Origin of the sequence: Streptomyces sp. NBC_00104, assembly GCF_045160825.1 — a bacterium.
Taxonomy (GTDB): Bacteria; Actinomycetota; Actinomycetes; order Streptomycetales; family Streptomycetaceae; genus Streptomyces.
In genome coordinates this window covers 1,786,581-1,807,035 of sequence record NZ_CP108215.1, presented here as the reverse complement: position 1 = coordinate 1,807,035, position 20,455 = coordinate 1,786,581, and the positions used below count along the sequence as shown (strand labels likewise).

Genomic DNA, 20,455 nt, shown 5'->3' with positions numbered 1-20,455 from the left:
TCACGGCTGTCCCGGCCCCCGCCAACGGGCCGGGCTACAGCGACCCCAGTTTGCGGAAGTCCCAGGACGCGATCGTGTGCGGTGTCAGCCGTAGCCAGGCGTGCCTGCCGTCGTGGGGCATCTCGTCGATGCCGAAGTTCTTGCGGGCGAACAGCCCCTCCACCTCGACGAGTTCGGGGACCGGCTCGCCCGTGCGCGGTGCCTCCCCGACGAACTCGACGGTGCCGGACAGCTCGACGCCCCTCAGCTCGCCGTACTCCTCACCCGCGTCGACCACGACGGCGACGCGCGGATCGCGGCGCAGCGCGGACCAGCGCTTGCTGCGGGTGATCGAGTAGAGCCAGAGCGAGGTGCCGTCCCAGACGAACCAGAGCGGGCTGACGTGCGGGGACCCGTCCGACGAGACCGTCGCGACCCGGCAGGTCCGCCGGACCTTCAGGAACTCGTCCAGCTCGGCGGGCTCCATCATGATCTTCCGGCCCCGGCGCTGCGTGACGGTCATGGGATCCCCTCCGCTGACGTGGCGTCAGAAGAGCATGGGTCGTCTTCCGTCCATGCGCAAGGGGCGTTACGCTCGCCCGCCCGATCGCCGGCGACAAGGGGAACGTCATGCCGTCGTACGCGAGTGAGTCGAAGCGGCAGCGGGAGCTGGGCGGGGTTCTCGATCCCGCCACCACCGTCCTGCTCACCGTCGAGTGCCAGCGGGGTGTCGTCGGACCCGACGGCGCGCTGCCCGAACTCGCCCGGGAGGCCCGGTCGTCGGGGGCGCTCGCCAACGTGGCCCGGCTGGTCGCCGCGGCCCACGAGAGAGGGGTGCAGGTCATGCACGCGGTCGCCGAGCGGCGGCCCGACGGGCGCGGCGCCAACCGCAACGCCCGTCTGTTCCGCGCGGCCGAGCGGTTGCCCGTACGGCAGTTGACGGGTACCGCGGCCGTACGGATCGCGCCACCCATCGAGGTCGCCGAGGAGGACCTGGTCGTACGGCGGCTGCACGGGCTGTCCCCGCTGGCGGGCACCGAGGTGGACGCGCTGCTGCGGAACCTGGGGTGCCGCACGCTGATCGTCACCGGTGTCTCGGCCAACGTGGCCGTACCCAACGCGGTGTTCGACGCGGTGAACCTCGGCTACACGGTCGTCGTGCCCGGGGACGCCATCGCGGGGGTGCCTGCCGACTACACCCCCGCGATGATCCGCCACACCCTCGCACTGGTCGCCACGGTCGCGACCACGGACGAGGTGCTGGCCCGCTTCGAAAGGCCCGAGCGGCGGCCCGCCGGTACCTGACAGGCGTCAGGCCAGCATGATGGACTCGCCCGAGACGCTGACCTCCTTGGCCGGCAGCGGCTTGGTGGCCGGGCCGCTCTTCACGCTGCCGTCGGTGATCGAGAAGTTGCTGTTGTGACAGGGGCAGTTGATCACGCCGTCGGCGATCGACTTCACCGCACACCCCCGGTGGGTGCACGCGGAGGAGAACGCCTTGTAGGTGCCCGCCTCGGGCTGGGTGATGACCACGCCCTCGCTCGCGAAGATCTTGCCGCCGCCCTCGGGGATGTCCGTGGTCTTGGCGATCTCCGTGCCGCCCGCGCTGTCGCCGCCGCTCGCGCTGCCGCTGCTCGCCTCGGCGGTCGAGTCGCCGCTCGCGCCGTCGCCGGCCCCGGAACCGGACGAGACCGAGGTCGAGGAGTCGTCCTCCGACCCGCACGCGGTCAGCGTGACGGCGAGTCCCGCCACGCCTGCCGCAGCCATGACGGTGCGACGGCCCGGAATCGAGGCGGGTTTGTTCGTTTCGCTGGTCATGCTGACGGTTCCTTCCAGATGGCTTCGCACTTTCGCCCATGGATACGGCGGGCCCGTGCTTGAACGTTCAGACAGGGTGCACATCTTGGCCTGTCCGAGATCACGACGGCGTCAAAAGCAGCTGTCTGGAAGCTGTCGGTCGGCGCCGCCGCCGGACGGGTCGCCCCCGGGGGCCTCCGGCACGCCGGTAACCTGGGGCGATGCTCAAGGAAGTCAGCGCGACCCGGTACATCGCGCCGTTGCGAGAAGGCGGCTCGTTGCCCGGTCTCGTCGAGGCCGACGACCGCGGAACGTATGTCCTGAAGTTCACCGGCGCCGGTCAGGGCCGCAAGACACTCGTCGCGGAGGTGGTCTGCGGTGAGCTGGCCCGGCGGCTCGGACTGCGGGTGCCCGGCCTCGTCACCGTGGACCTCGACCCCGTCCTCGGGCTCGGCGAACCCGACGAGCAGGTGCAGGAGTTGCTCAAGTCCAGCGGCGGCACCAACCTCGGCATGGACTTCCTGACCCGCGCGATCGGCTTCGACCCGCTCGCCTTCGAGGTGAGCCCCGAGGAGGCCGGACGGATCGTCTGGTTCGACGCGCTGATCAACAACGTCGACCGCTCCTGGCGCAATCCGAACCTGCTCATGTGGCACGGCGCACTGTGGCTCATCGACCACGGCGCCACCATGATCTGGCACCACCACTGGCCCGGCGCCCGCACCTCCGCCGCCAAGCCGTACGACGCCGCCGACCACGCCCTCGCGCGGTTCGGCCCCGACGTCGCGGCGGCCGCCGCCGCGCTCGCGCCCCAGGTCACCGAGGAACTGCTCGCCGAGGTGACCGCCGAGATCCCGGACGTCTGGCTGGCGGACGAGCCCGGTTTCGACACGCCGGACGCGTTGCGGCGGGCGTACGCGGAGCCGCTGCTCGCACGGGCCGCCGGCATTCACGAACGCATCGAGGGGATCAAGTGAGCGACCGCTTCCTGGCGACCGGGGCGACCGGGCAGGACGTCTACGAATACGCGCTGCTGCGGGTCGTGCCCCGGATCGAGCGCGGCGAGTGCTTCAACGCGGGCGTCCTCGTGTACAGCCGCTCCCGGGCCCTCGTCGCGGCCCGTACCCACCTCGACGAGGCCAAGCTGCTCGTCCTGGACCCCGGGGCGGACGTGGCGGGCGTACGCGCCGCGCTGCGCGCCGTGGAGGGCGTGTGCGCCGGGGGAGACGCGGCCGGGCAGGCCGCCCGCGACGACGCCGGACGGCGGTTCCGGTGGCTTGTCGCGCCCCGTTCCACGGTCGTCCAGGCGGGACCCGTGCACACTGGGCTCACCGCGGATCCGGCGGCCGAGGCCGAGCGGCTGCTCGCTCTGCTGGTGAAGTGACGGACGGTGCCCGGCGGACGGGTGTGACGGATGGTTGCTGACGGACGGGCGTGTGACGGCCGGGTGAGCGGCCGTCGGCGGGACCGCCGGCCGGTCGCCGGAAGACGGACGTAAGGGATCACACCTGGTGGAGCGTTGACACCGGGTGCCAGGACTTCTAGCGTCACGTGTGCTGAAGGTACTAAGCGGTCGCTCACCACAATGGGGGGCGCCGCAGGAGCCGCATCCCAAGGGCGAGGAGAACCAGCAATGTCCACCACTGAGCAGCGTGTCGCCGTGGTCACCGGTGGCGCGCGCGGCATCGGCGCCGCGACCGCCGTACGTCTTGCCGCCGAGGGGCGGGCCGTCGCGGTGATCGACCTCGACGAGGCCGCGTGCAAGGACACCGTGGAGAAGATCACCGCCGCCGGCGGCAGGGCGCTCGCGGTCGGCTGCGACGTCTCCGACGAGGCCCAGGTCGAGGCCGCCGTCACCCGGATCGCCGAGGAGCTGGGCGCCCCGACCATCCTGGTGAACAACGCGGGCGTGCTCCGCGACAACCTGCTGTTCAAGATGAGCGCGTCCGACTGGGACACGGTCATGAACGTGCACCTGCGCGGGGCCTTCCTGATGGCCAAGGCCGTCCAGAAGTACATGGTGGAGGCCAAGTTCGGCCGGATCGTCAACCTGTCCTCGTCGTCCGCGCTCGGCAACCGGGGTCAGGCCAACTACTCCGCCGCCAAGGCCGGTCTGCAGGGCTTCACCAAGACCCTCGCCATCGAGCTCGGCAAGTTCGGCGTCACCGCCAACGCCGTCGCGCCCGGCTTCATCGTCACCGACATGACCGCCGCCACCGCCGCGCGTGTGGGCATGGGCTTCGAGGAGTTCCAGGCCGCGGCCGCCACCCAGATCCCCGTGCAGCGCGTGGGCCGGCCGGAGGACATCGCCGGCGCCATCGCCTACTTCACGGGCGAGGACGCCGGATTCGTCTCCGGCCAGGTGCTGTACGTCGCCGGCGGACCGCTCAACTAGGGGATCGGGAACATGACTTCGGTGGAACTCCCCGAGCTTTCGGGCAAGGTCGCCCTCATCACCGGCGCCAGCCGCGGCATCGGCTACGGCATCGCCGAGGCCCTCGTCGCGCGCGGCGACCGGGTCTGCGTCACGGGCCGCAACGAGGACGCGCTCAAGGAGGCCGTCGACCGGCTCGGCGCCGACCGCGTCATCGGCGTCGCGGGCAAGGCCCACGACGAGGCCCACCAGGCGCTCGCCGTCGAGCGCACGATGGAGGCCTTCGGTCGCGTCGACTTCCTGGTCAACAACGCCGGTACGAACCCGGTGTTCGGCCCGATCGCCGACCTCGACCTGAACGTGGCCCGCAAGGTGTTCGAGACCAACGTCGTCTCGGCCCTCGGCTTCGCCCAGCGGACGTGGCACGCCTGGCAGAAGGACAACGGGGGTGCGATCGTCAACATCGCCTCCGTCGCCGGCGTCTCCGCGTCGCCGTTCATCGGCGCGTACGGCATCAGCAAGGCCGCCATGATCAACCTGACCCTGCAGCTGGCGCACGAGTACGCGCCCAAGGTGCGGGCCAACGCGATCGCGCCCGCTGTGGTGAAGACCAAGTTCGCCCAGGCCCTGTACGAGGGCCGGGAGGCCGAGGCCGCGGCGTCCTACCCGCTCGGCCGGCTCGGCGTGCCCTCCGACATCGGCGGCGCCGCGGCGTTCCTCACCTCCGAGCAGTCCGACTGGATCACCGGCCAGACCCTCGTGGTCGACGGCGGCATCTTCCTCAACGCCGGGGTGGGCTGACAGAGTACGGCGGGTGCCGGTGCATGATTCACCGAACATCTCCGGCGCCCGTCCGCACCCCTCACCGGGGCTCGACAACGCCGTCACACGCGGACTGATCAAGGGCTTTGCCAGCCGTGCGGGAGCCGCTCGCGGGGCCTGCGGTATCGTTCGCCCACTCTTGGTACGGCATTTTCGAGGAGCATGCGCGTGTTCAACCGGAACCGATACTTGCCGCCACTCGCGGTGATCGCGTCCATATCCATGGTGACCGGGTGTGGTGTGTTCTCCTCGGATGCCTCCGAAGACGCGGACCCCATCATCGTGGGGACCACCAGTACGCCGAGCACCCTGGACCCGGCCGCGGCCTGGGACAGCTCCTGGGAGCTGATGCGCAACGTCTTCCAGCCCCTGCTCGGCTACTCGCCCGGCGGGTCCGAGCCCGAGCCGGACGCCGCCGAGAGCTGCGATTTCACGGACAGCTCCAGCACGGTGTACAGCTGCACGCTGCGTGAGGGCCTGAAGTTCTCCAACGGGAACACGCTCGACGCGCAGGCCGTCAAGTACTCGTTCGACCGCATCAAGAAGATCAACGTCAACGGTGGCCCCGCGGGCCTGCTGACGACCCTCTCCCGGGTGCAGGTGAAGGGCGACCGCGAGGTCGTCTTCCACCTCAGCCAGCCCGACGCGACCTTCCCCCTCGTGCTCACCACGCCCGCCATGTCGATCGTGGACCCGGCGGACTATCCCGCGGACAAGCTCCGCGAGGACGGGAAGATCACCGGCTCGGGGCCCTACGACCTCGCCTCCTACGACGAGGGCAAGACGGCCGAGCTGGTCAGCAACGAGAACTACAAGGGCCTCGCGGAGCGCAAGAACTCCGCCGTCACCATCGAGTACTTCCAGCAGTCGGACAAGATGGTCAAGGCCCTCAAGAACAAGGACATCTCGGTCATCTACCGGGGGCTCGGTGCCGCGGACATCGTGGACATCCAGGCCAACCACGATGAAGAGGGCCTCCAGATCGTGGAGAACGCCACCACCGAGATCAGCTACCTGGTGTTCAACCCCAAGGACCCCTGGGCCAAGAACCCCGCGGTCCGCAAGGCCGTCGCCCAGGTCCTCGACCGGCCGGCGCTCGCCCACAACATCTACAAGGACACGGTCGAGCCGCTGTACTCCATGATCCCCAGGGGGCTGGTGGGCCACACGACCGGTTTCTTCGACGACTACGGCAACCCCAGCGCGACCAAGGCGAAGTCCATCCTCACCGAGGCGGGCATCACCGAAACGGTTCCTCTCGAGCTCTGGTACACCACGGACCGGTACGGCTCCCAGACCAAGCCGGCCTTCGAGGAGCTGAAGCGGCAGCTGGAGGCGTCCGGTCTGTTCTCGGTCACGCTGAAGAGCCGTCCCTGGAAGACCTACTCACAGGGTTACCAGAAGGGCGAGTACCCCGTCTTCGGGCGTGGCTGGAACCCCGACTTCAACGACGCCGACAACTTCATCGCCCCGTTCGTGGGCGAGCAGAACGCGCTCGGCACCCCGTACAAGGCCCCCGAGATCACGGACAAGCTGCTGCCGGAGTCGCGTGCCGAGAGCGACCGCGGGGCCGTCTCCGAGGAGTTCGAGGAGGCCCAGCAGATCCTCGTGGACGACGCCCGCCTGATCCCCCTGTGGCAGGGCAAGGCGTACACGGCCGCCAACGAGGAGATCGCCGGCCTGGAGAACGTCATCGACCCCGCGACGATGATGATCCTCTGGCAGCTGTCCTGGAAGACCAGCTGGTAGTTCCCAGGGGGCGGCCCGATTGTCAGTGGGCGCCTGTAGGTTCTGTGCTCTGACGGCGGTCGCGCCTCGCGCGGCCGCCCATGGCCTCGTGTTCCGTGGCCGTGAAGTGAGCGCACACCGGAGGAAGTTGACGTGACCGACATCGCCATGCTGCCCGAGTCCTGGCGCGGGGTCCTGGGGGACGAGCTGCAGCAGCCCTACTTCAAGGAACTCACCGAGTTCGTCGAGGAGGAGCGTGCCAAGGGTCCCGTCTACCCTCCCCGTGAGCAGGTCTTCGCCGCGCTCGACGCCACGCCCTACGACAGCGTGAAGGTGCTGGTCCTCGGCCAGGACCCGTACCACGGCGAGGGCCAGGGCCACGGCCTGTGCTTCTCCGTGCGGCCGGGGGTGAAGACTCCGCCCTCCCTGCGGAACATCTACAAGGAGATGCAGGCCGAGCTGGGCACCCCGATCCCGGACAACGGCTATCTGATGCCGTGGGCCCAGCAGGGCGTGCTGCTGCTCAACGCGGTCCTCACGGTCCGCTCCGGTGAGGCCAACTCGCACAAGGGCAGGGGCTGGGAGAAGTTCACCGACGCCGTGATCCGCGCGGTGGCGGACCGGCCCGACCCGGCGGTCTTCGTGCTGTGGGGCAACTACGCCCAGAAGAAGCTCCCGCTGATCGACGAGGAGCGCCATGTGGTGGTGAAGGGCGCGCACCCCTCGCCGCTGTCGGCCAAGAAGTTCTTCGGGTCCCAGCCGTTCACGCAGATCAACGCGGCCGTCGCCCAGCAGGGCCACGAGGCGATCGACTGGACGATCCCCGACCTCGGCTGACCGGCGGCTCGTCCCCCTTCACCCGCTTGTCCGCCCGTCCGGCTGCCCGCCGTACGGCCGCCGGGGCGCCCCCGCGGTCGTACGGAGCGGCCTGACGGGGATTGCCGGTGCCTGCCGTTAGCGTCGGGAGGGACAGGCGGCACAGGGGGCGACGAGTGCGGAGGACGCGGTGGTGGAGCGACAGGAGCAGGTGGCGCCGGACGCCACGATGACCCGGATCGGGCAGGCGGTCATGCTGCACCACGGGGGTGACCGCGAGGAGGCCCGGGACCGTCTTCTGAAGCTGTGGGCGGAGATCGGCGACGACGGCGCCCCGCTCCACCGCTGCACGCTGGCGCACTACATGGCCGACACCCAGGACGACCTGGATGCCGAACTGGCCTGGGACCTCCGGGCGTTGTCGGCGGCCGACGAACTGTCCGACGGCCGGGCGGCGGAGCACCACGACGAGCTCGCGGTGCGCGCCTTCTACCCCTCGCTCCACCTCAACCTCGCCGCCGACTACGCCAAGCTGGGCCGCCACGACGCGGCCCGCAGCCATCTACGGCTGGCCAGGGGCGCGCTGGCCACGCTGGAGAACGCCGCTCACGGCGACGGCGTCCGCGCCGCCCTGACCCGCCTGGAGGCCCGGCTCGACGAGGCGGGCCCCGCCGGAGGGGAAACGCCGGGGCCACCGCGGCAGCGGCCCTAGTGATCTGGTCTTGAGTTCACGTCTCGCCACGTGAGTCGTGGTTCGTTTCAGATTTCGGCTTGGGCGGTGACAGCGGCTGGCGGTTGCGGTCTGCTGGTGGAATGGGGGACAGCAGGCTGCAACCGCTGGTGATATCCGAGGACGAGCGGCTGGTGTTGCGGGGGTGGGCCAAACGGCGGACAACCGCGCAGGGCCTGGCCAAGCGGGCACGGATCGTGCTGGCCTGCGCGGACGGGCTGAACAACACCGCGGTGGCCGCGCGGCTGGACACCGATCGCGGGACCGTGAGCCGGTGGCGGACCAGATTTCTGCAACGCCGTCTCGATGGCCTGTCCGACGAGCCGCGTCCCGGCGTGCCCCGCACCATCACCGACGCCCAGGTGGAAGAGGTGGTGGTGCGCACGCTGGAAGAGGTGCCCGAAGGCGCCCCCCACTGGTCGAAGCGGGAGTTGGCCCGGCGGGTGGGGATCTCACCGACGAGTGTGCTGCGGATCTGGCGGGCCTTCGGGCTGCAGCCCTGGCGCACGGAGACCTTCAAGATCTCTCCGGAGCCGCTGCTGATCGACAAGATCCGTGACGTGGTCGGACTGTATCTCGCCCCGCCGGCGAACGCGGCCGTATTCGCGGTCGACGAGAAACCGCAGATCCAGGCCCTGGAACGGACAGCTCCGGTAGTGCCGATGATCCCGGGCACCCCGGAGCGCCGCAGCTTCGACTACGTCCGGCACGGCACCGTGGACCTGTTCGCCGCCCTGAACACCGCCACCGGCAAGGTGATCGGCAAACTGTCCGCACAGCACCGGGCCGTGGACTTCCGCGACTTCCTCGACGAGATCGACCGCCAGACCGATCCTGGCCTGACGGTCCACGTGATCTGCGACAACCTCTCCGCCCACAAGGCACCGGTGGTGCACAAATGGCTGCTCGCGCACCCCCGGTTCGAGCTGCACTTCACGCCCACGTACTCGTCCTGGATCAACCAGGTCGAGCGGTGGTTCGCCGAACTACAGCGGCGCTGCCTCGAACGCGGCGTGTTCTGCTCCCTCGACGAACTCAAGACCGCGCTCGAAGACTGGATCAAGACCTGGAACGAGGACGCCAGGCCGTTCAAGTGGACCAAGACAGCCGACCAGATCATCGACCGGATCTGCCGCTACTGCGACAGGATCTCCGGACCAGATCACCAGCACCGGGACAGCGGCAGCCGCGCCAGGTCGCGGGCTCGCGCCGGGGCGGGTGCCCGTCCGGCGTTGCGCGCCCGCGCCGGGGTGCCTGTCCGCTCCGAGGCGCGCGTGTGGTGCGAGTGGCGCCCGTGTGTCAACGGCCGTACACGTTCTTGCAGATGGCCGCCTGTGGGGTGTCCTTGCCCCAGCCGCCGTAGGTGTGGCCGAGTGCGCAGATGTCGGAGTACTTCGGTGGGCGCGTCGGGATGGTCTCGGGGAGGGGCGGGATCTCGATGTGGGGCCGGGACTCGGGCGGTGGGCCGGGCCGGTCGGGGGGACCCTGCCGCTCCTCCCGGCGCGGTGGGGGTGTGGTGGGGGTGGCGGCTGCGGGAGTCGACGCGGTGGGCCTCGGCGCCGTGGACGCGCTCGGTGTGGGTTCCCGGGGCGGGCCGACCAGCGCCAGCGCCTCCCGCGCCGGGGCCTGCACGATCTGTGTCGCGGTGGTGCCGTCCGGGCGTGGCTCGGGCGGCCGGGCCGGGACGGGCGACGTCTGGGGCGCGGGCGGCGGGTGTTGCGCGGTCACGCAGCCGGTGAGGGCCGAGACTGCCACGGTGATCAGGAGCGTTGCGGTGGTGGTCGGTCGATGCACGCGCGCAACTCTGCTGTGTCCGCGCCGCTTTGGGGAGGGGGAGGCGAAGGATGCCCCCACACGGGTGACGCCCGGGCCCGCCGACGACGCCGCGCTCCCCCGCCCGGAGGTCGCGCGGCGCGCGCGCCGTACGCCTGGCGCCCGGATTCGCTCTGTACCCGACGGTCCTGTCGATCCGCTCAGTACCCGACGGTCCCGTCGATCCGCTCCCGGATCAGGTCCGCGTGCCCGTTGTGCCGCGCGTACTCCTCGATCATGTGGGTGTAGATCCACCGCAGGCTCGGCGCCTCGCCCGCTCGCCGGTGCACGGCCTTGCCGACGTCGTCCAGGGCGAAGCCCTCCACGTTGCGCCGGGCGATCGCGATCTCCTCCTGCCAGGTGCCGCGCGCCTCCTCCCAGGTGTCCGCCTCGGTGAGGTGGAACTCCCCGTCCGGGTCCTCCTCACTGAAGTAGATGGGCCCCTGGTCGTCGTCCACCAGCACCTTGCGGAACCAGATGCGCTCGACCTCGGCCATGTGCCGTACCAGCCCCAGCAGGGACAGCTCCGAAGGCGGCACCGAGGCGGTCCTCAGCCGGGCGTCGTCGAGGCCCTCGCACTTGATCGCGAGCGTCTCGCGGTGGTAGTCGAGCCAGCCTTCGAGCATGGTCCGTTCACCGGCGGTGACGGAGGGTTCGGTGCGCTGGATAGTCATGCCGGCCATCCTCGCAGCCCCCGTATGCTGCCGACGAGGCATTTCGACGGCACACCGCGGACGGGAGACCCCTGTGAAGGTCGGCTGCATCGGGCTCGGCGACATCGCGCAGAAGGCGTATCTGCCGGTGCTCGGCACCAGGCCGGGGCTCGAACTCCATCTGCAGACGCGGACCCCCGACACCCTCACCCGCGTGGCCGACGGCCTCCACCTCCCGCCCGGACAGCGGCACACCGACCTCGACGCGCTGCTCGCCCAGAACCTCGACGCGGCCTTCGTGCACGCGCCCACCGGCGCCCACCCCGAGATCGTGGAGCGGCTGCTGGAGGCGGGCATACCGACGTACGTCGACAAGCCGCTCGCGTACGAACTCGCCGACTCCGAACGGCTCGTACGGCTCGCGGAGGAGCGGAACACCGGGCTCGCCGTGGGCTTCAACCGACGGTACGCACCGGGGTACGCGCAGTGCGCCGACCACCCGCGCGAGCTGATCCTCATGCAGAAGAACCGCATCGGCCTGCCCGAGCTGCCGCGCACGATGATCCTGGACGACTTCATCCACGTCGTCGACACCCTGCGGTTCCTGGTGCCGGGGGAGGTGGAGGACGTGACCGTCCGCGCCCGGACCGAGGGCGGGCTGCTGCACCACGTCGTGCTGCAGCTCTCCGGGGCCGGGTTCACCGCGCTCGGCGTCATGAACCGGCTCAGTGGCTCGGCGGAGGAGATCCTCGAGGTGTCCGGGCAGGACACCAAGCGGCAGGTGGTGAACCTCGCCGAGGTCGTCGACCACAAGGGGCAGCCGTCCGTGCGGCGGCGCGGTGACTGGGTGCCGGTGGCCCGGCAGCGCGGCGTCGAACAGGCCGTCCTCGCCTTCCTCGACGCGGTGCGCGCGGGCAAGGTGCTCAGCGCGAGGGACGCGCTGGCGACTCATGAACTGTGCGAGCGGGTGGTGCGCGCGGTGGAGGACGGGTTCGCCGCCTGAGCCGAGGGCGGCGGCGAACCCTTCCGCCGCCTGAGCCGCACGGTCCGAACGCCCTCGAAGGTGCCCCACACCACCAGCACCAGCAGCGCCGTGTGCACCGGCCAGTCGCCGAAGCGGACGTACGGCGTCGTACCGCCGGCCAGCGGTACCTCGTACACGGCCGTCGTGCTCTCGTCCGTGCCGAGCCAGGAGCCGACGCGCTCGCCGTCCGGGCCGTACACCGCCGAGACGCCGGTGAGTGTCGCGTGCGCCATCGGGCGGCCGGTCTCGGCGGCCCGCAGCGCTGCCAGCGAGGCGTGCTGTTCCGGGGCCCAGCTCTGCTGGAACGTCGAGGTCGCCGACTGCGCGAGCAGCAACTCGGCGCCGTCCCGGACGAGACGGCGGCTCATGTCCGGGAACGCGGACTCGAAGCAGACCATGGGGCCGATGCGCAGCCCCTTCCCGGAGTCGAACACGACCTGGGTGGTGCCCTGCCTGCGGTCCTCGCCGGCCGCCTCGCCGACGGAGGTCGCCCAGCCGAGGAGCGAGCGCATCGGGATGTACTCGCCGAAGGGGACGAGGCGCATCTTGTCGTAGCGGTCGCCGGTGGGGCCGTCGGGGCCGACGAGCACCGAGCTCTTGTAGATGCCCGGACGGTCGGAGCGGCGGGCGTCGACGTTCACCAGGATGTTCGTGTCCGTCTCACGGGCCAGGGCGGCGATCCGGTCGGCGAGGTCGGGCCGGTCGGCCAGGTCGTGGCCCACGCTGCTCTCGCCCCACACGATCAGGTCCAGGTCCTGACCGGCGAGCCGCCGGGTGAGCGTCTCCTCGCGGGCGAACCGGCTGTCGGGGCCGTCGGTCACACCGGGCTGTACGACGGCGATCCGCACCTCGCCCCGGACGTCGGGTCGCGGCGACCAGAGCCACACCGCCGAGGTCGCGGTGGCCGTCGCGACGAGACCGGCGAGCGCCGGCGCCCGGGACCGGCGTACCGAGACCAGCACGGTGACCGCGACGTTGACGGCCACCACCAGGAAGCTGAGCAGCCAGACCCCGCCGACCGAGGCCAGCCGCAGCGCCGGTTCCACCTGCCACTGGCTGGACCCCAGCAGGCCCCACGGCCCGCCGAGGCCCTGCCAGGAGCGGACGAGCTCGATCGCCAGCCAGCCCGACGGCACGACGAGCAGCGCGGCGGCGACCCGCCCCGGCGAGGGCGTACCGGCCAGGAACCGGCGCACCAGCCAGGCCCACGGCGCCCACAGCGCACCCAGCAGGCCGGCGATGACGAAGGTGAACACATGGAGGTTCGGCAGCAGCCAGTGGTGCATGGCCAGCATGAACGCGCATCCGCCGAGCCAGCCGTCGTACATCGCCCGGCGGCCGGTCGGGGCCGTGCGGACCAGCAGCATCCACGGCACCAGCGCCCCGTACGTGAACCACCACAGGCCCGGCGCCGGGAACGCGAGCACGGGCAGGGCCCCGGCCACGACGACGGCGCCCCGGCGCCGCCATGGGGAGGCGACCCAGTCCGGCGTCCTCATCTCAGCGCCTCCCTCCCCGGCGGTGCGTCTCTCCAGTGTGCGCGCCGGGGACGATCTCCGACAGGGGGCGTGGGTGGGGCGTGGGTGGTCAGCGGGGCGGGGCCGGGAACGGGGGGACGGTGGCGGCCGGGGAACGCGGGCCGGATCCGGATGCCGAGGACGGGCCGGAGAGATCGCCAGAAAAGGGTGTTTCCAGGTGTTTCGTCCCGTTCGGCCGAACGGCTGATCAGGGTGGTGCTCAGGCCGGGGAGGGGTGCTGGGCGGGGGTGAGGCCCTCGGGGGCGCGGCGCCATTTCTCCTGGACCACGACCTCGCGGAGGCGCCAGCCGTCGGGGGTGCGGATCAGGGAGAAGGCGTAGCGCCCGCCGCAGACGAAGTCGGGGGCGGTGGATCCGCCGTCGTGTCCGGCGAAGCGCATCGGGTTGATGTAGTCCGCCTGGACCTGGGCGGTGTCACCGGTGTCCTGCTCCAGGTATCCGAAGCGCACCCGTCGGTTGACGATGAGGTGCTGCCGCATGGGAAAGAGCTCCATGCTCCGCGCCAGCCACCCGGCGACCTGTGCGGCGTCGCCCTCGATCCCCCCTGCCGAGCGGTAGTCCGCGCGGCCCTCCGGTGCGAACAGGTCCTGGTACGCCGTCCAGTCGCCGTCGTCCACCGCCACCGCGTACTCGGTGATCAGGCCGTCGACGGCGAGTCGGTCCATCACGGTCGCGAGCTCCACGCGCTGCGTCATCGGGTCAGTGTTGGGGCAGGACACGCGCCACGCCAAGGGGCGTGCGGGCAGATGGGGGATATGTCAGGGATCAGAGAAGGAATCGGAGAAGGATCGGAGAGGGGACGGGCGAGGGACCGGGCTGCCGGTCACGGCGTGTGGCCGCCGATATTCGGTGGCTCGGAAGCACGGCCGTGATCGAACCTGGTCCCCGTGAGTGAGAGTGAACGTCCCTCAGCGACCGAGCCCAGGTTCCGTGTCCGCGCCCGCCACACCGCCGACACGGTGACCGTCTACCAGGCGTACCGCCCGGAGATCGGCGGCCCGGCCGCGCGGCACGGTCGTTTTCCGGCCGCGTGGAAGCGGGACCGGATGACCTGGGTCATCAAGCCGCGTTCGCAGACCTCTGCCGCCATGTGACCGGTGGGTGGTGCCGACGGTTGTGCCCGGATTGCCGGTCAGGGACACAGGTGAGCCAGGAGTTCTGCACTGGCGGGGTATTCCTGTTCCTGAGGGAGCAGTCGGGCAGCTGAGTCCAGTTCGCCGTCCCTGACGAGTGCGTGGATCTCGATGGCGAGCGGGGTGACGTCGCTGATGGACACGATCCACTCGTCCGCGTAACGCGCGGATGCCTGACCCGAGAGCCCCAATTGCAGCGAGCGGTGCGGCAGGGGACGCAGGTGCAGATCGCGTTCGGGATCCCACTGGACGCGGGCCGGTGCATGCTTGAGATCACGCTGCCAGGTGCCGCGATCGGCGTGCAATCCGCGGACGAAACTCGACAGGCAGGCATGGCGCAGCGCCCATTCGAAGCCGTCGCGAGTGATCTCGACGGCGAGGACGGTCTCCTGACCCTCCTTCATGCCCCAGCCGGAGCGGTACATCATCCACATGAAACTGGGCTTGATCCACGTCATGCGGTCCGGCTTCCACGCGGCCGGAAAGCGGCCGTCTCGGACGGCAGGCAGTCCGATCCCAGGAGAGTACGCCTGGTAGACGGTGATCGTGGACGCCGTGTGGAGCGCACGGATTCTGCGGAGCGGTTCTTCCATGGCGCACAGCGTGGACTCGGTCAGCTCAGGTGGCCATTGATTTTTGTCCTGGGTGGCAGTGCCCAGACGATCGGCGTCGGCAGTGTCGATTTCAAGGGGTGGAACCGTCTCGGAGCTGTGAACACCACTTGACAACGTCGAGCAGCGTTCCCAGACCGCTGAGCGTCGGCCGGAGACGGAGTCACTGCGGTTCTCAGAGGCCGGCTGGGTGGATCGAAAGCCAGTCTGTGTGTCGGTCGCGCACACGGTCACGCTCTGCGGGCGTGGCAAGGATGACGTCTGCGCCGCCGTCGTAGGGATGGTGGATATGGCGCAGTTCCGTGTCGGCGATGAAGACTTCGACGAGCGCTTCGTCCGCGACTGCTCGCAACAGCCCGTCGATGCAGCCGTGACTCCACCGTCGTCGGTCGGCGTACAGACGCGTGTGGGTGTGGAACTCCGGGTCGGGGTCATCCTGGTCCGACTCGGTCCACCAGCGGATGCTGTCCGGGTGCAGTGTCGGCCGTGGCGTCGAGTAGCCCGGGGGCCCGGTCGGTGTGTCCGACCAGTCCATCGTCACCACGAACACATCAGTGTCCGCGAACAACTCGTCGAGGATCGTGTTGTACCGGTCCAGCACGATCGCGTACTCGTCCCCGGACTCCGGGTAGCGCTTCGAGCCGGGGAGGCTGTGGAAGCGAACCCAGCGATCCGCGTACCTGGTGCGAAACGTGTGAGCGACGGGAGGGCCCGACGGATGCCGTTCTCTCCACAGAGCCGCCAGGAGATCAGGGTCGATGACGAAACTCCCCCGTGGCCAAGGCCACATCAATAGGACAGGAGGCGCGGTCCTGTCGCGGCGGTTGATGTTCCGGTCGAGACAATGCTGGTGGTAGCCGCCCGCCATGCAGAAGAGGGCAGACGTTCCCCCTTCGATCACGGCGGGTGGGGTCTGTGAACGAGGCTCGACATGCGTCATCAAGCCGCGTTCACAGACCCGCGTCCGTGTTGTGCGGCCGGGCAACGACGGGGCGAAGTGAGGTCACCCGTCGAACTGGTTCCACTCGATCGCCGCATCGGCCAATGGGGCGAGGGCGCTGCGGTGGGTAGCGCCGGCCCAGACGCTGAAGCTGTCGTCACCTGCTGGGCCCGAGACGTGCAAAATGAGCCCTGAAGCCACATAGAACCGGGTTGGGTACCACGGACAGAAGGGACGCAGGGGCACGGGGTGCAGTCCCTCGGTCAGCCGTTGGACCTGTTGCGCGGTTGGTTCGTGGGGGAGTGCCAGGTAGTCGGCTCCCATTGCGGCTTCGAAGAGAGCGAACTGGAGGAGGAAGCCGCTGAGCGGCTCCTGTTCGGCGACGGGAGGCTCGTCGTACCCCCGGAACCAGACGGTCGGATCGGCTGCGGGCCCATCTGGCGTCCGCGCCATCGCCCAGACGAACCCTCCCTGGTTCTCTTCGCCGAAGACGATCAGCCCGTCATGGTCGGTCCCGAGCTTGGCCGCGGGAAGGATCCGGTTCTGCACTCCGAGGGCATCCGGGTGACGCTGTGACAGGTGGTAGAAGTACCTCAGTCCTTCCGGCAGGTCGAGCGCGGGAGCCTGTACCGATGGTGTTTCGAGGGCCTCGGACATCGCCGGGTACCAGCCGGTCAAGAACTGTTCGAGCGCGGTCCTTCTGTCGCGGTTCACGTTGCTCAGCCACTCCAGGCCCGGGAGATCCGGCGGAGGAAGCACGGGACGGACCCGGTCCAGGTCGGGCCTGCTCAGTGCGGTGTCGAGCCGAAGAACGCAGTCGGTGAGGATGTGCTCGGCATGGCCCGGACGCAGTTCCGTTCCGGCTTGAGCCACGGTGCCGGTGCCGAGATACACGAGGCCTTGCGGTAGACGGGCCATCAGATGGACAGGCAACCTCGCGTCGCTCGTGCCCCATTCCCCTGGCCGATCCACAAGTCGTTCTCTGACTGGCGTCGGAGCCGGGCCGAGCAATCGGACCTCCTCGGCGTTCCACACGCTGCTCCTGTTGAGTGCATCTCCTGCTTCCACGATGATCACCGTTCCGGCGCTACCGATGACGGCGGTGTTGCTGCCGAAGGTGTAGCTGTCGCTGGTCGTTGCGTCACCGGAGAGCGCAAGCGCCTGCATGTCGTTCAGGAGTGACATGAGAGGTATCGGGGAACTGTGCTCAACCATGCGCACATCTTCCAGGACGGCTGGATGGTGACTCCGTTCCACGGGCTGCCCGCAGCCTGGCAAGAGGTATGTCAACAGGGTTTGACATGAATCACCGAGCCACGTTGACAGACCCCTGCGCGTTGCCGACACCGAAGGTTGAGACCCGAGGGCGGTAGAGGGCCTGACCCGCCTGCTGCTCGGTAGAAGCGCACCCTGTGCTAAGGACCCCCGCAAATGATCTCTGTGTGACAGATGGCTGGAATCCGCTGCGGCGGGCGTGTGCCTCGGCATCTGTGCGCGTGCGAGCGGTGCAGACTGTCGGCATGGCTGAGAACGAAGCGCAGGTCAGCCCTCCTGAGTCGCTCCTGCAGTTGATCGGCAATCTCGCGCGGTTCCATCGAGAGCATGAGGAGTACTACTCTCAGGCGCCGTTGCGGCAGGCCAGTGAGCTACAGGCGCGCTCTCGGGTGCTGAAGGCGCTGGCCGACCGGTGGAGCGAGGTCAGCGTGGGCGAGCAGGCGTCGGAGGTCGGGTTCACTGGTGCGGAGGACCTGAATGCCCCCGGACTCGTCGCGGAATCGGGAGTCCTGTTCATGGAGGGTGAGGGCGAGCCGGCCGAATTGCAACGGTTGAAGCGTGAGGTCCGACAGGTCGCGGATGACGCCGAACAGACGGGTGCCTGGCTGACTCAGGCGATGGAGCAGGCCTGGGAGATCGCGGGGAGCTTGGCCGCCTACCCCGCGCTGGCCGACCTGCTCGGGGAACGGCACCGGATCATCTCCAATGACTGGCAGTCGGCTGCCCTGCAGTCCCTGATCGCGCGGCTGCTGCGGCGCGCCCTTGACTTGCTGGCCAAGGTCGACTTCGCGCCGGCGGCACTACGGGCCGACCTGGCAGGTGAACGACGGGCCCCCGCCTACCTGCATTCGGCTTCCGAACTGCTGGATCGGGCGGCGGACCTTATGGCGGAGTCGGCGATGCTGGTGCATGACAACGAGCGGCGCTGGCGTATCTTCCGTGCTCGAGTTCGCGAGTTGCAGTCCGCATAGGCAAGTCCGCGGGGGTGGAGGCCGTCGCGCGAGATGCTCTCCGTATGACAGGAGTGATCACGGCGCCCGAGCCGTCCTGGATAGTCCCGTTCACCGGGCTGAACCCACGTCAGTTCGGCAGACTGGTCACCGCATTGCGGAGAAGGGGCGTGGGCCCTGTGCGCAGGGGGCGGCCCTGGAGCCTGCCGCTGGAGGACCGGGTGCTGCTGTCACCGCGTACTGGCGGACCAACCTGACAATGCGGCAGTTGGCGCCGCTGTTCGGGGTGTCGAAGTCCGCAGCCGACCGTATCATCGATCATCTTGGCCCGTCGCTCGCGCTCCAGTCCCGCAAACGGTTCCGCAGGGATGCCGTCCTGATCGTGGACGGAACCCTGGTGCCCACTCGCGACCACAGCGTCGCTGAACAGTCGAAGAACCACCGCTACCCGACCAACCACCAGGTCGTCATCGACGCCGACACCCGCTTGGTCGTCGCGGTCGGTCGGCCTCTTCCGGGAGACCGCAGCGACTGCAAGGCGTGGGAGGAATCCGGCGCGAAGGCCGCCGTCGGCACCGCCATGACCATCGCCGATGGCGGCTATCCGGGCACCGGACTCGTCATGCCGCACCGCCGCCGCAAGGGCGAGGGACTACCCGACTGGAAGCAGGCGCACAACAAGTCCCACAAGCAGGTCCGCGCCCGCGTCGAGCACACCTTCGCCCGTATGAAGACCTGGAAGATCCTCCGCGACTGCCGCCTCAAAGGTGACGGCATCCACCACACCATGCTCGGCATCGCCCGACTGCACAACCTCACCCTCACTGGATGACACACGACCGACGGGTCCTCCCGCGCGTCAAAGATCATTTGCGGGACAGCCCTTAGTCTCTCGAACTGTGTCCGACCTTCCCGACTTTCATGACGCGGCCATCGACGCCATAGTCAGTCACGCCGGACGCTCGACGCTTCCCTTCCAGCGAGCGAACCGGGATGAACAACACGCCACGGCCTTCTGGTTCAACGAGCTCGTGGAGACGACCGGCGAGGAGGAGGTCATCCGGCAGTACCTGGTGACCGCCAGCGGGCCGGCGAGAGTGGAGTTGGCCGAGTTCACCCTGCGTCCGGATTTGTGCACGCCCGCGATGAGCGCAGAGAAGCTGATGATGATCGACTTCGCGGAGGGGTGGACCCATCTCGGCGACCTGGGGGTGGCGGTCATGCCCACCACCGGATTGCACGCGCACGGCGCTCGCAAGGGATGGAGTTGGACGACCGACGAGATCACCGACGGCATCGCCGCCACGGAAGAGGACATCGCCGACCTTGGTGAGGCGCCGGTCGCGGCCTACGTGCTGGGCCACATCACCGAAGACGGCGACCGGGAACAGGCTGTCGTGGTCGGCCAGGTTGTGCGCACCAGCGACGGCGCCCTCCAATGGGTCGGCGACCTGCCGCAAGGGTGCGTGGGCGCACCGGTATTCATTGGCGCTCGCCTCGGCGGGAACAGTTTCAAGCTGGTCTGCGTCGGCGTGGCCCTGCCCGTCGACGGTCAACACGGGATTGCCCCCTTCGATCGCATCCGCGCCGCTCTGAACTCCCTCCCCTCGAACACCCCGCCGGCCTTTGACGGGACCGCAACTCGTCCCCAGACGATCGAGCGCAAGCGGCGCTGGTGGCAGCGACGCGGCTGATGTTGCCCAGCGTCCGCAGAGGCACGGTCATGGAAAACCAGCCCGAACACCCTTGGCGTAAAGGGCTGTGAACACTGCTTGACCTGGATCAAGCCGTCCTTCCTGTGGATGATGTACCGCTGCGGCTGGGGTCTGAAGGAGGGCCAGGAGACGGTGCTGGCCGTCGAGATCGGCCGCGACGGCTTCGAGTGGGCCCTGCGCAACTCCTGCCTCTCGCACTACGTCCCGGAGGTGCACGAGAACCGGGCCGCCTGGCAGCGGGAGCTGCGCCGGTCGCCCGCCCGGGTGCAGTGGGACCCCGAGCGCGACCTGCGCCTCACCACGCTGCCGTACCGCTCGTTGCAGCTGGGGCTGTCGGGTGAGGCGGCGGCACGGTACGCGGACGAGTGGATCGTCGGCATCGAGGACGTGACGCCGCTCGCCAGGCAAGTTCACGGCCTCGTACGGGCGGGTGACCTGGACGCGGCCACCGCCCTGCTGCCCGAGGAGTGGCCGTACCCCGTCGCGGACGAGGTGCTGGCCCCTCTGCGCCGCTGAGCCCGAAGCGGGTGCCAGCCCCTCTGTGCCGCTGAGCCCGAAT

General features: G+C 69.5%; 19 protein-coding genes and 4 pseudogenes. 15 read left to right on the top strand and 8 right to left on the bottom strand.

Features of this window, described 5'->3' with window-relative positions; genetic code table 11:
• Positions 1 to 34 precede the first annotated feature (34 nt).
• A complete protein-coding gene (locus OG272_RS07845) occupies positions 35 to 502 on the bottom strand; it encodes a pyridoxamine 5'-phosphate oxidase family protein (protein WP_327730667.1) in 468 nt (155 codons plus the stop codon).
• 107 nt (positions 503 to 609) lie between these two features.
• Between OG272_RS07845 and OG272_RS07840 the strand changes: the two genes are divergently transcribed.
• Positions 610 to 1,284, top strand: coding sequence for a cysteine hydrolase (locus OG272_RS07840; RefSeq protein WP_326584230.1), 675 nt, complete (start codon positions 610 to 612; stop codon positions 1,282 to 1,284).
• Positions 1,285 to 1,290: 6 nt separating this feature from the next.
• Here the strand turns inward: OG272_RS07840 and OG272_RS07835 are convergent, their stop codons facing one another.
• Positions 1,291 to 1,797, bottom strand: coding sequence for a Rieske (2Fe-2S) protein (locus OG272_RS07835; protein WP_326584231.1), 507 nt, complete (start codon positions 1,795 to 1,797; stop codon positions 1,291 to 1,293).
• A gap of 200 nt (positions 1,798 to 1,997) precedes the next feature.
• On the opposite strand from OG272_RS07835, the gene OG272_RS07830 reads away from it, so the two are divergent.
• The 8 genes and pseudogenes from OG272_RS07830 to OG272_RS07795 form a co-directional block, all read left to right on the top strand.
• Positions 1,998 to 2,753, top strand: coding sequence for a HipA family kinase (locus OG272_RS07830; RefSeq protein ID WP_326584232.1), 756 nt, complete (start codon positions 1,998 to 2,000; stop codon positions 2,751 to 2,753).
• Positions 2,750 to 3,160: a DUF3037 domain-containing protein gene (locus OG272_RS07825; protein WP_326584233.1), complete on the top strand. Its 411-nt coding sequence runs from the start codon at positions 2,750 to 2,752 to the stop codon at positions 3,158 to 3,160. Before OG272_RS07830 ends, OG272_RS07825 begins: the two co-directional genes overlap by 4 nt.
• Before the next feature lie 249 nt (positions 3,161 to 3,409).
• The gene (fabG, locus tag OG272_RS07820) at positions 3,410 to 4,171 is read left to right on the top strand and encodes a 3-oxoacyl-ACP reductase FabG (protein WP_326584234.1); all 762 of its coding nucleotides are present in this window, start codon (positions 3,410 to 3,412) and stop codon (positions 4,169 to 4,171) included.
• A gap of 12 nt (positions 4,172 to 4,183) precedes the next feature.
• Positions 4,184 to 4,951, top strand: a complete 768-nt coding sequence (locus OG272_RS07815) for an SDR family oxidoreductase (RefSeq protein ID WP_327730670.1) — start codon at positions 4,184 to 4,186, stop codon at positions 4,949 to 4,951.
• 189 nt (positions 4,952 to 5,140) lie between these two features.
• A complete protein-coding gene (locus tag OG272_RS07810) occupies positions 5,141 to 6,721 on the top strand; it encodes an ABC transporter substrate-binding protein (protein ID WP_326584236.1) in 1,581 nt (526 codons plus the stop codon).
• Between the two features lie 132 nt (positions 6,722 to 6,853).
• Entirely contained in the window at positions 6,854 to 7,537 is a 684-nt protein-coding gene (locus tag OG272_RS07805; RefSeq protein WP_326584237.1) for a uracil-DNA glycosylase, read from the top strand.
• 169 nt (positions 7,538 to 7,706) lie between these two features.
• On the top strand, positions 7,707 to 8,228 hold the full coding sequence (locus OG272_RS07800; protein ID WP_326584238.1) for a hypothetical protein: 522 nt from the start codon (positions 7,707 to 7,709) through the stop codon (positions 8,226 to 8,228).
• Positions 8,229 to 8,329: 101 nt separating this feature from the next.
• Positions 8,330 to 9,412, top strand: a pseudogene (locus OG272_RS07795) (IS630 family transposase); the annotation flags it as partial.
• Between the two features lie 807 nt (positions 9,413 to 10,219).
• Here the strand turns inward: OG272_RS07795 and OG272_RS07790 are convergent.
• Positions 10,220 to 10,732, bottom strand: a complete 513-nt coding sequence (locus OG272_RS07790) for a DinB family protein (RefSeq protein ID WP_328222579.1) — start codon at positions 10,730 to 10,732, stop codon at positions 10,220 to 10,222.
• A gap of 73 nt (positions 10,733 to 10,805) precedes the next feature.
• On the opposite strand from OG272_RS07790, the gene OG272_RS07785 reads away from it, so the two are divergent.
• On the top strand, positions 10,806 to 11,714 hold the full coding sequence (locus tag OG272_RS07785; RefSeq protein WP_328222578.1) for a Gfo/Idh/MocA family oxidoreductase: 909 nt from the start codon (positions 10,806 to 10,808) through the stop codon (positions 11,712 to 11,714).
• Here the strand turns inward: OG272_RS07785 and lnt are convergent.
• Together lnt and OG272_RS07775 are read right to left on the bottom strand one after the other, a co-directional pair.
• Entirely contained in the window at positions 11,660 to 13,234 is a 1,575-nt protein-coding gene (gene lnt / locus OG272_RS07780) for an apolipoprotein N-acyltransferase (RefSeq protein WP_328222577.1), read from the bottom strand. The genes OG272_RS07785 and lnt overlap by 55 nt on opposite strands.
• A gap of 238 nt (positions 13,235 to 13,472) precedes the next feature.
• On the bottom strand, positions 13,473 to 13,967 hold the full coding sequence (locus OG272_RS07775) for a nuclear transport factor 2 family protein (RefSeq protein WP_327730675.1): 495 nt from the start codon (positions 13,965 to 13,967) through the stop codon (positions 13,473 to 13,475).
• A gap of 183 nt (positions 13,968 to 14,150) precedes the next feature.
• Here OG272_RS07775 and OG272_RS07770 point away from each other — a divergent pair.
• A pseudogene (locus tag OG272_RS07770) lies at positions 14,151 to 14,339 on the top strand (DUF4291 family protein); the annotation flags it as partial.
• A 65-nt stretch (positions 14,340 to 14,404) separates the two neighbouring features.
• On the opposite strand, the gene OG272_RS07765 reads toward OG272_RS07770, so the two are convergent.
• From OG272_RS07765 to OG272_RS07755, 3 genes are all read right to left on the bottom strand, one after another.
• Entirely contained in the window at positions 14,405 to 14,998 is a 594-nt protein-coding gene (locus OG272_RS07765; protein WP_327732310.1) for a DUF4291 domain-containing protein, read from the bottom strand.
• 193 nt (positions 14,999 to 15,191) lie between these two features.
• Complete coding sequence (locus tag OG272_RS07760; RefSeq protein WP_328222576.1) at positions 15,192 to 15,884, bottom strand: hypothetical protein; 693 nt, start codon at positions 15,882 to 15,884, stop codon at positions 15,192 to 15,194.
• A 135-nt stretch (positions 15,885 to 16,019) separates the two neighbouring features.
• Positions 16,020 to 17,141 carry a hypothetical protein gene (locus OG272_RS07755; RefSeq protein WP_328222575.1) on the bottom strand — a complete coding sequence of 374 codons (1,122 nt, stop codon included), beginning with the start codon at positions 17,139 to 17,141 and terminating at the stop codon, positions 16,020 to 16,022.
• A gap of 335 nt (positions 17,142 to 17,476) precedes the next feature.
• Between OG272_RS07755 and OG272_RS07750 the strand changes: the two genes are divergently transcribed.
• From OG272_RS07750 to OG272_RS07735, 4 genes and pseudogenes are all read left to right on the top strand, one after another.
• Positions 17,477 to 18,202, top strand: a complete 726-nt coding sequence (locus OG272_RS07750) for a hypothetical protein (protein ID WP_327730679.1) — start codon at positions 17,477 to 17,479, stop codon at positions 18,200 to 18,202.
• A gap of 44 nt (positions 18,203 to 18,246) precedes the next feature.
• Positions 18,247 to 19,013, top strand: a pseudogene (locus tag OG272_RS07745) (transposase).
• A 67-nt stretch (positions 19,014 to 19,080) separates the two neighbouring features.
• Positions 19,081 to 19,875, top strand: coding sequence for a hypothetical protein (locus OG272_RS07740; protein WP_327730680.1), 795 nt, complete (start codon positions 19,081 to 19,083; stop codon positions 19,873 to 19,875).
• A 78-nt stretch (positions 19,876 to 19,953) separates the two neighbouring features.
• Positions 19,954 to 20,412: pseudogene (locus tag OG272_RS07735) on the top strand (DUF4291 domain-containing protein); the annotation flags it as partial.
• Positions 20,413 to 20,455: the final 43 nt, after the last annotated feature.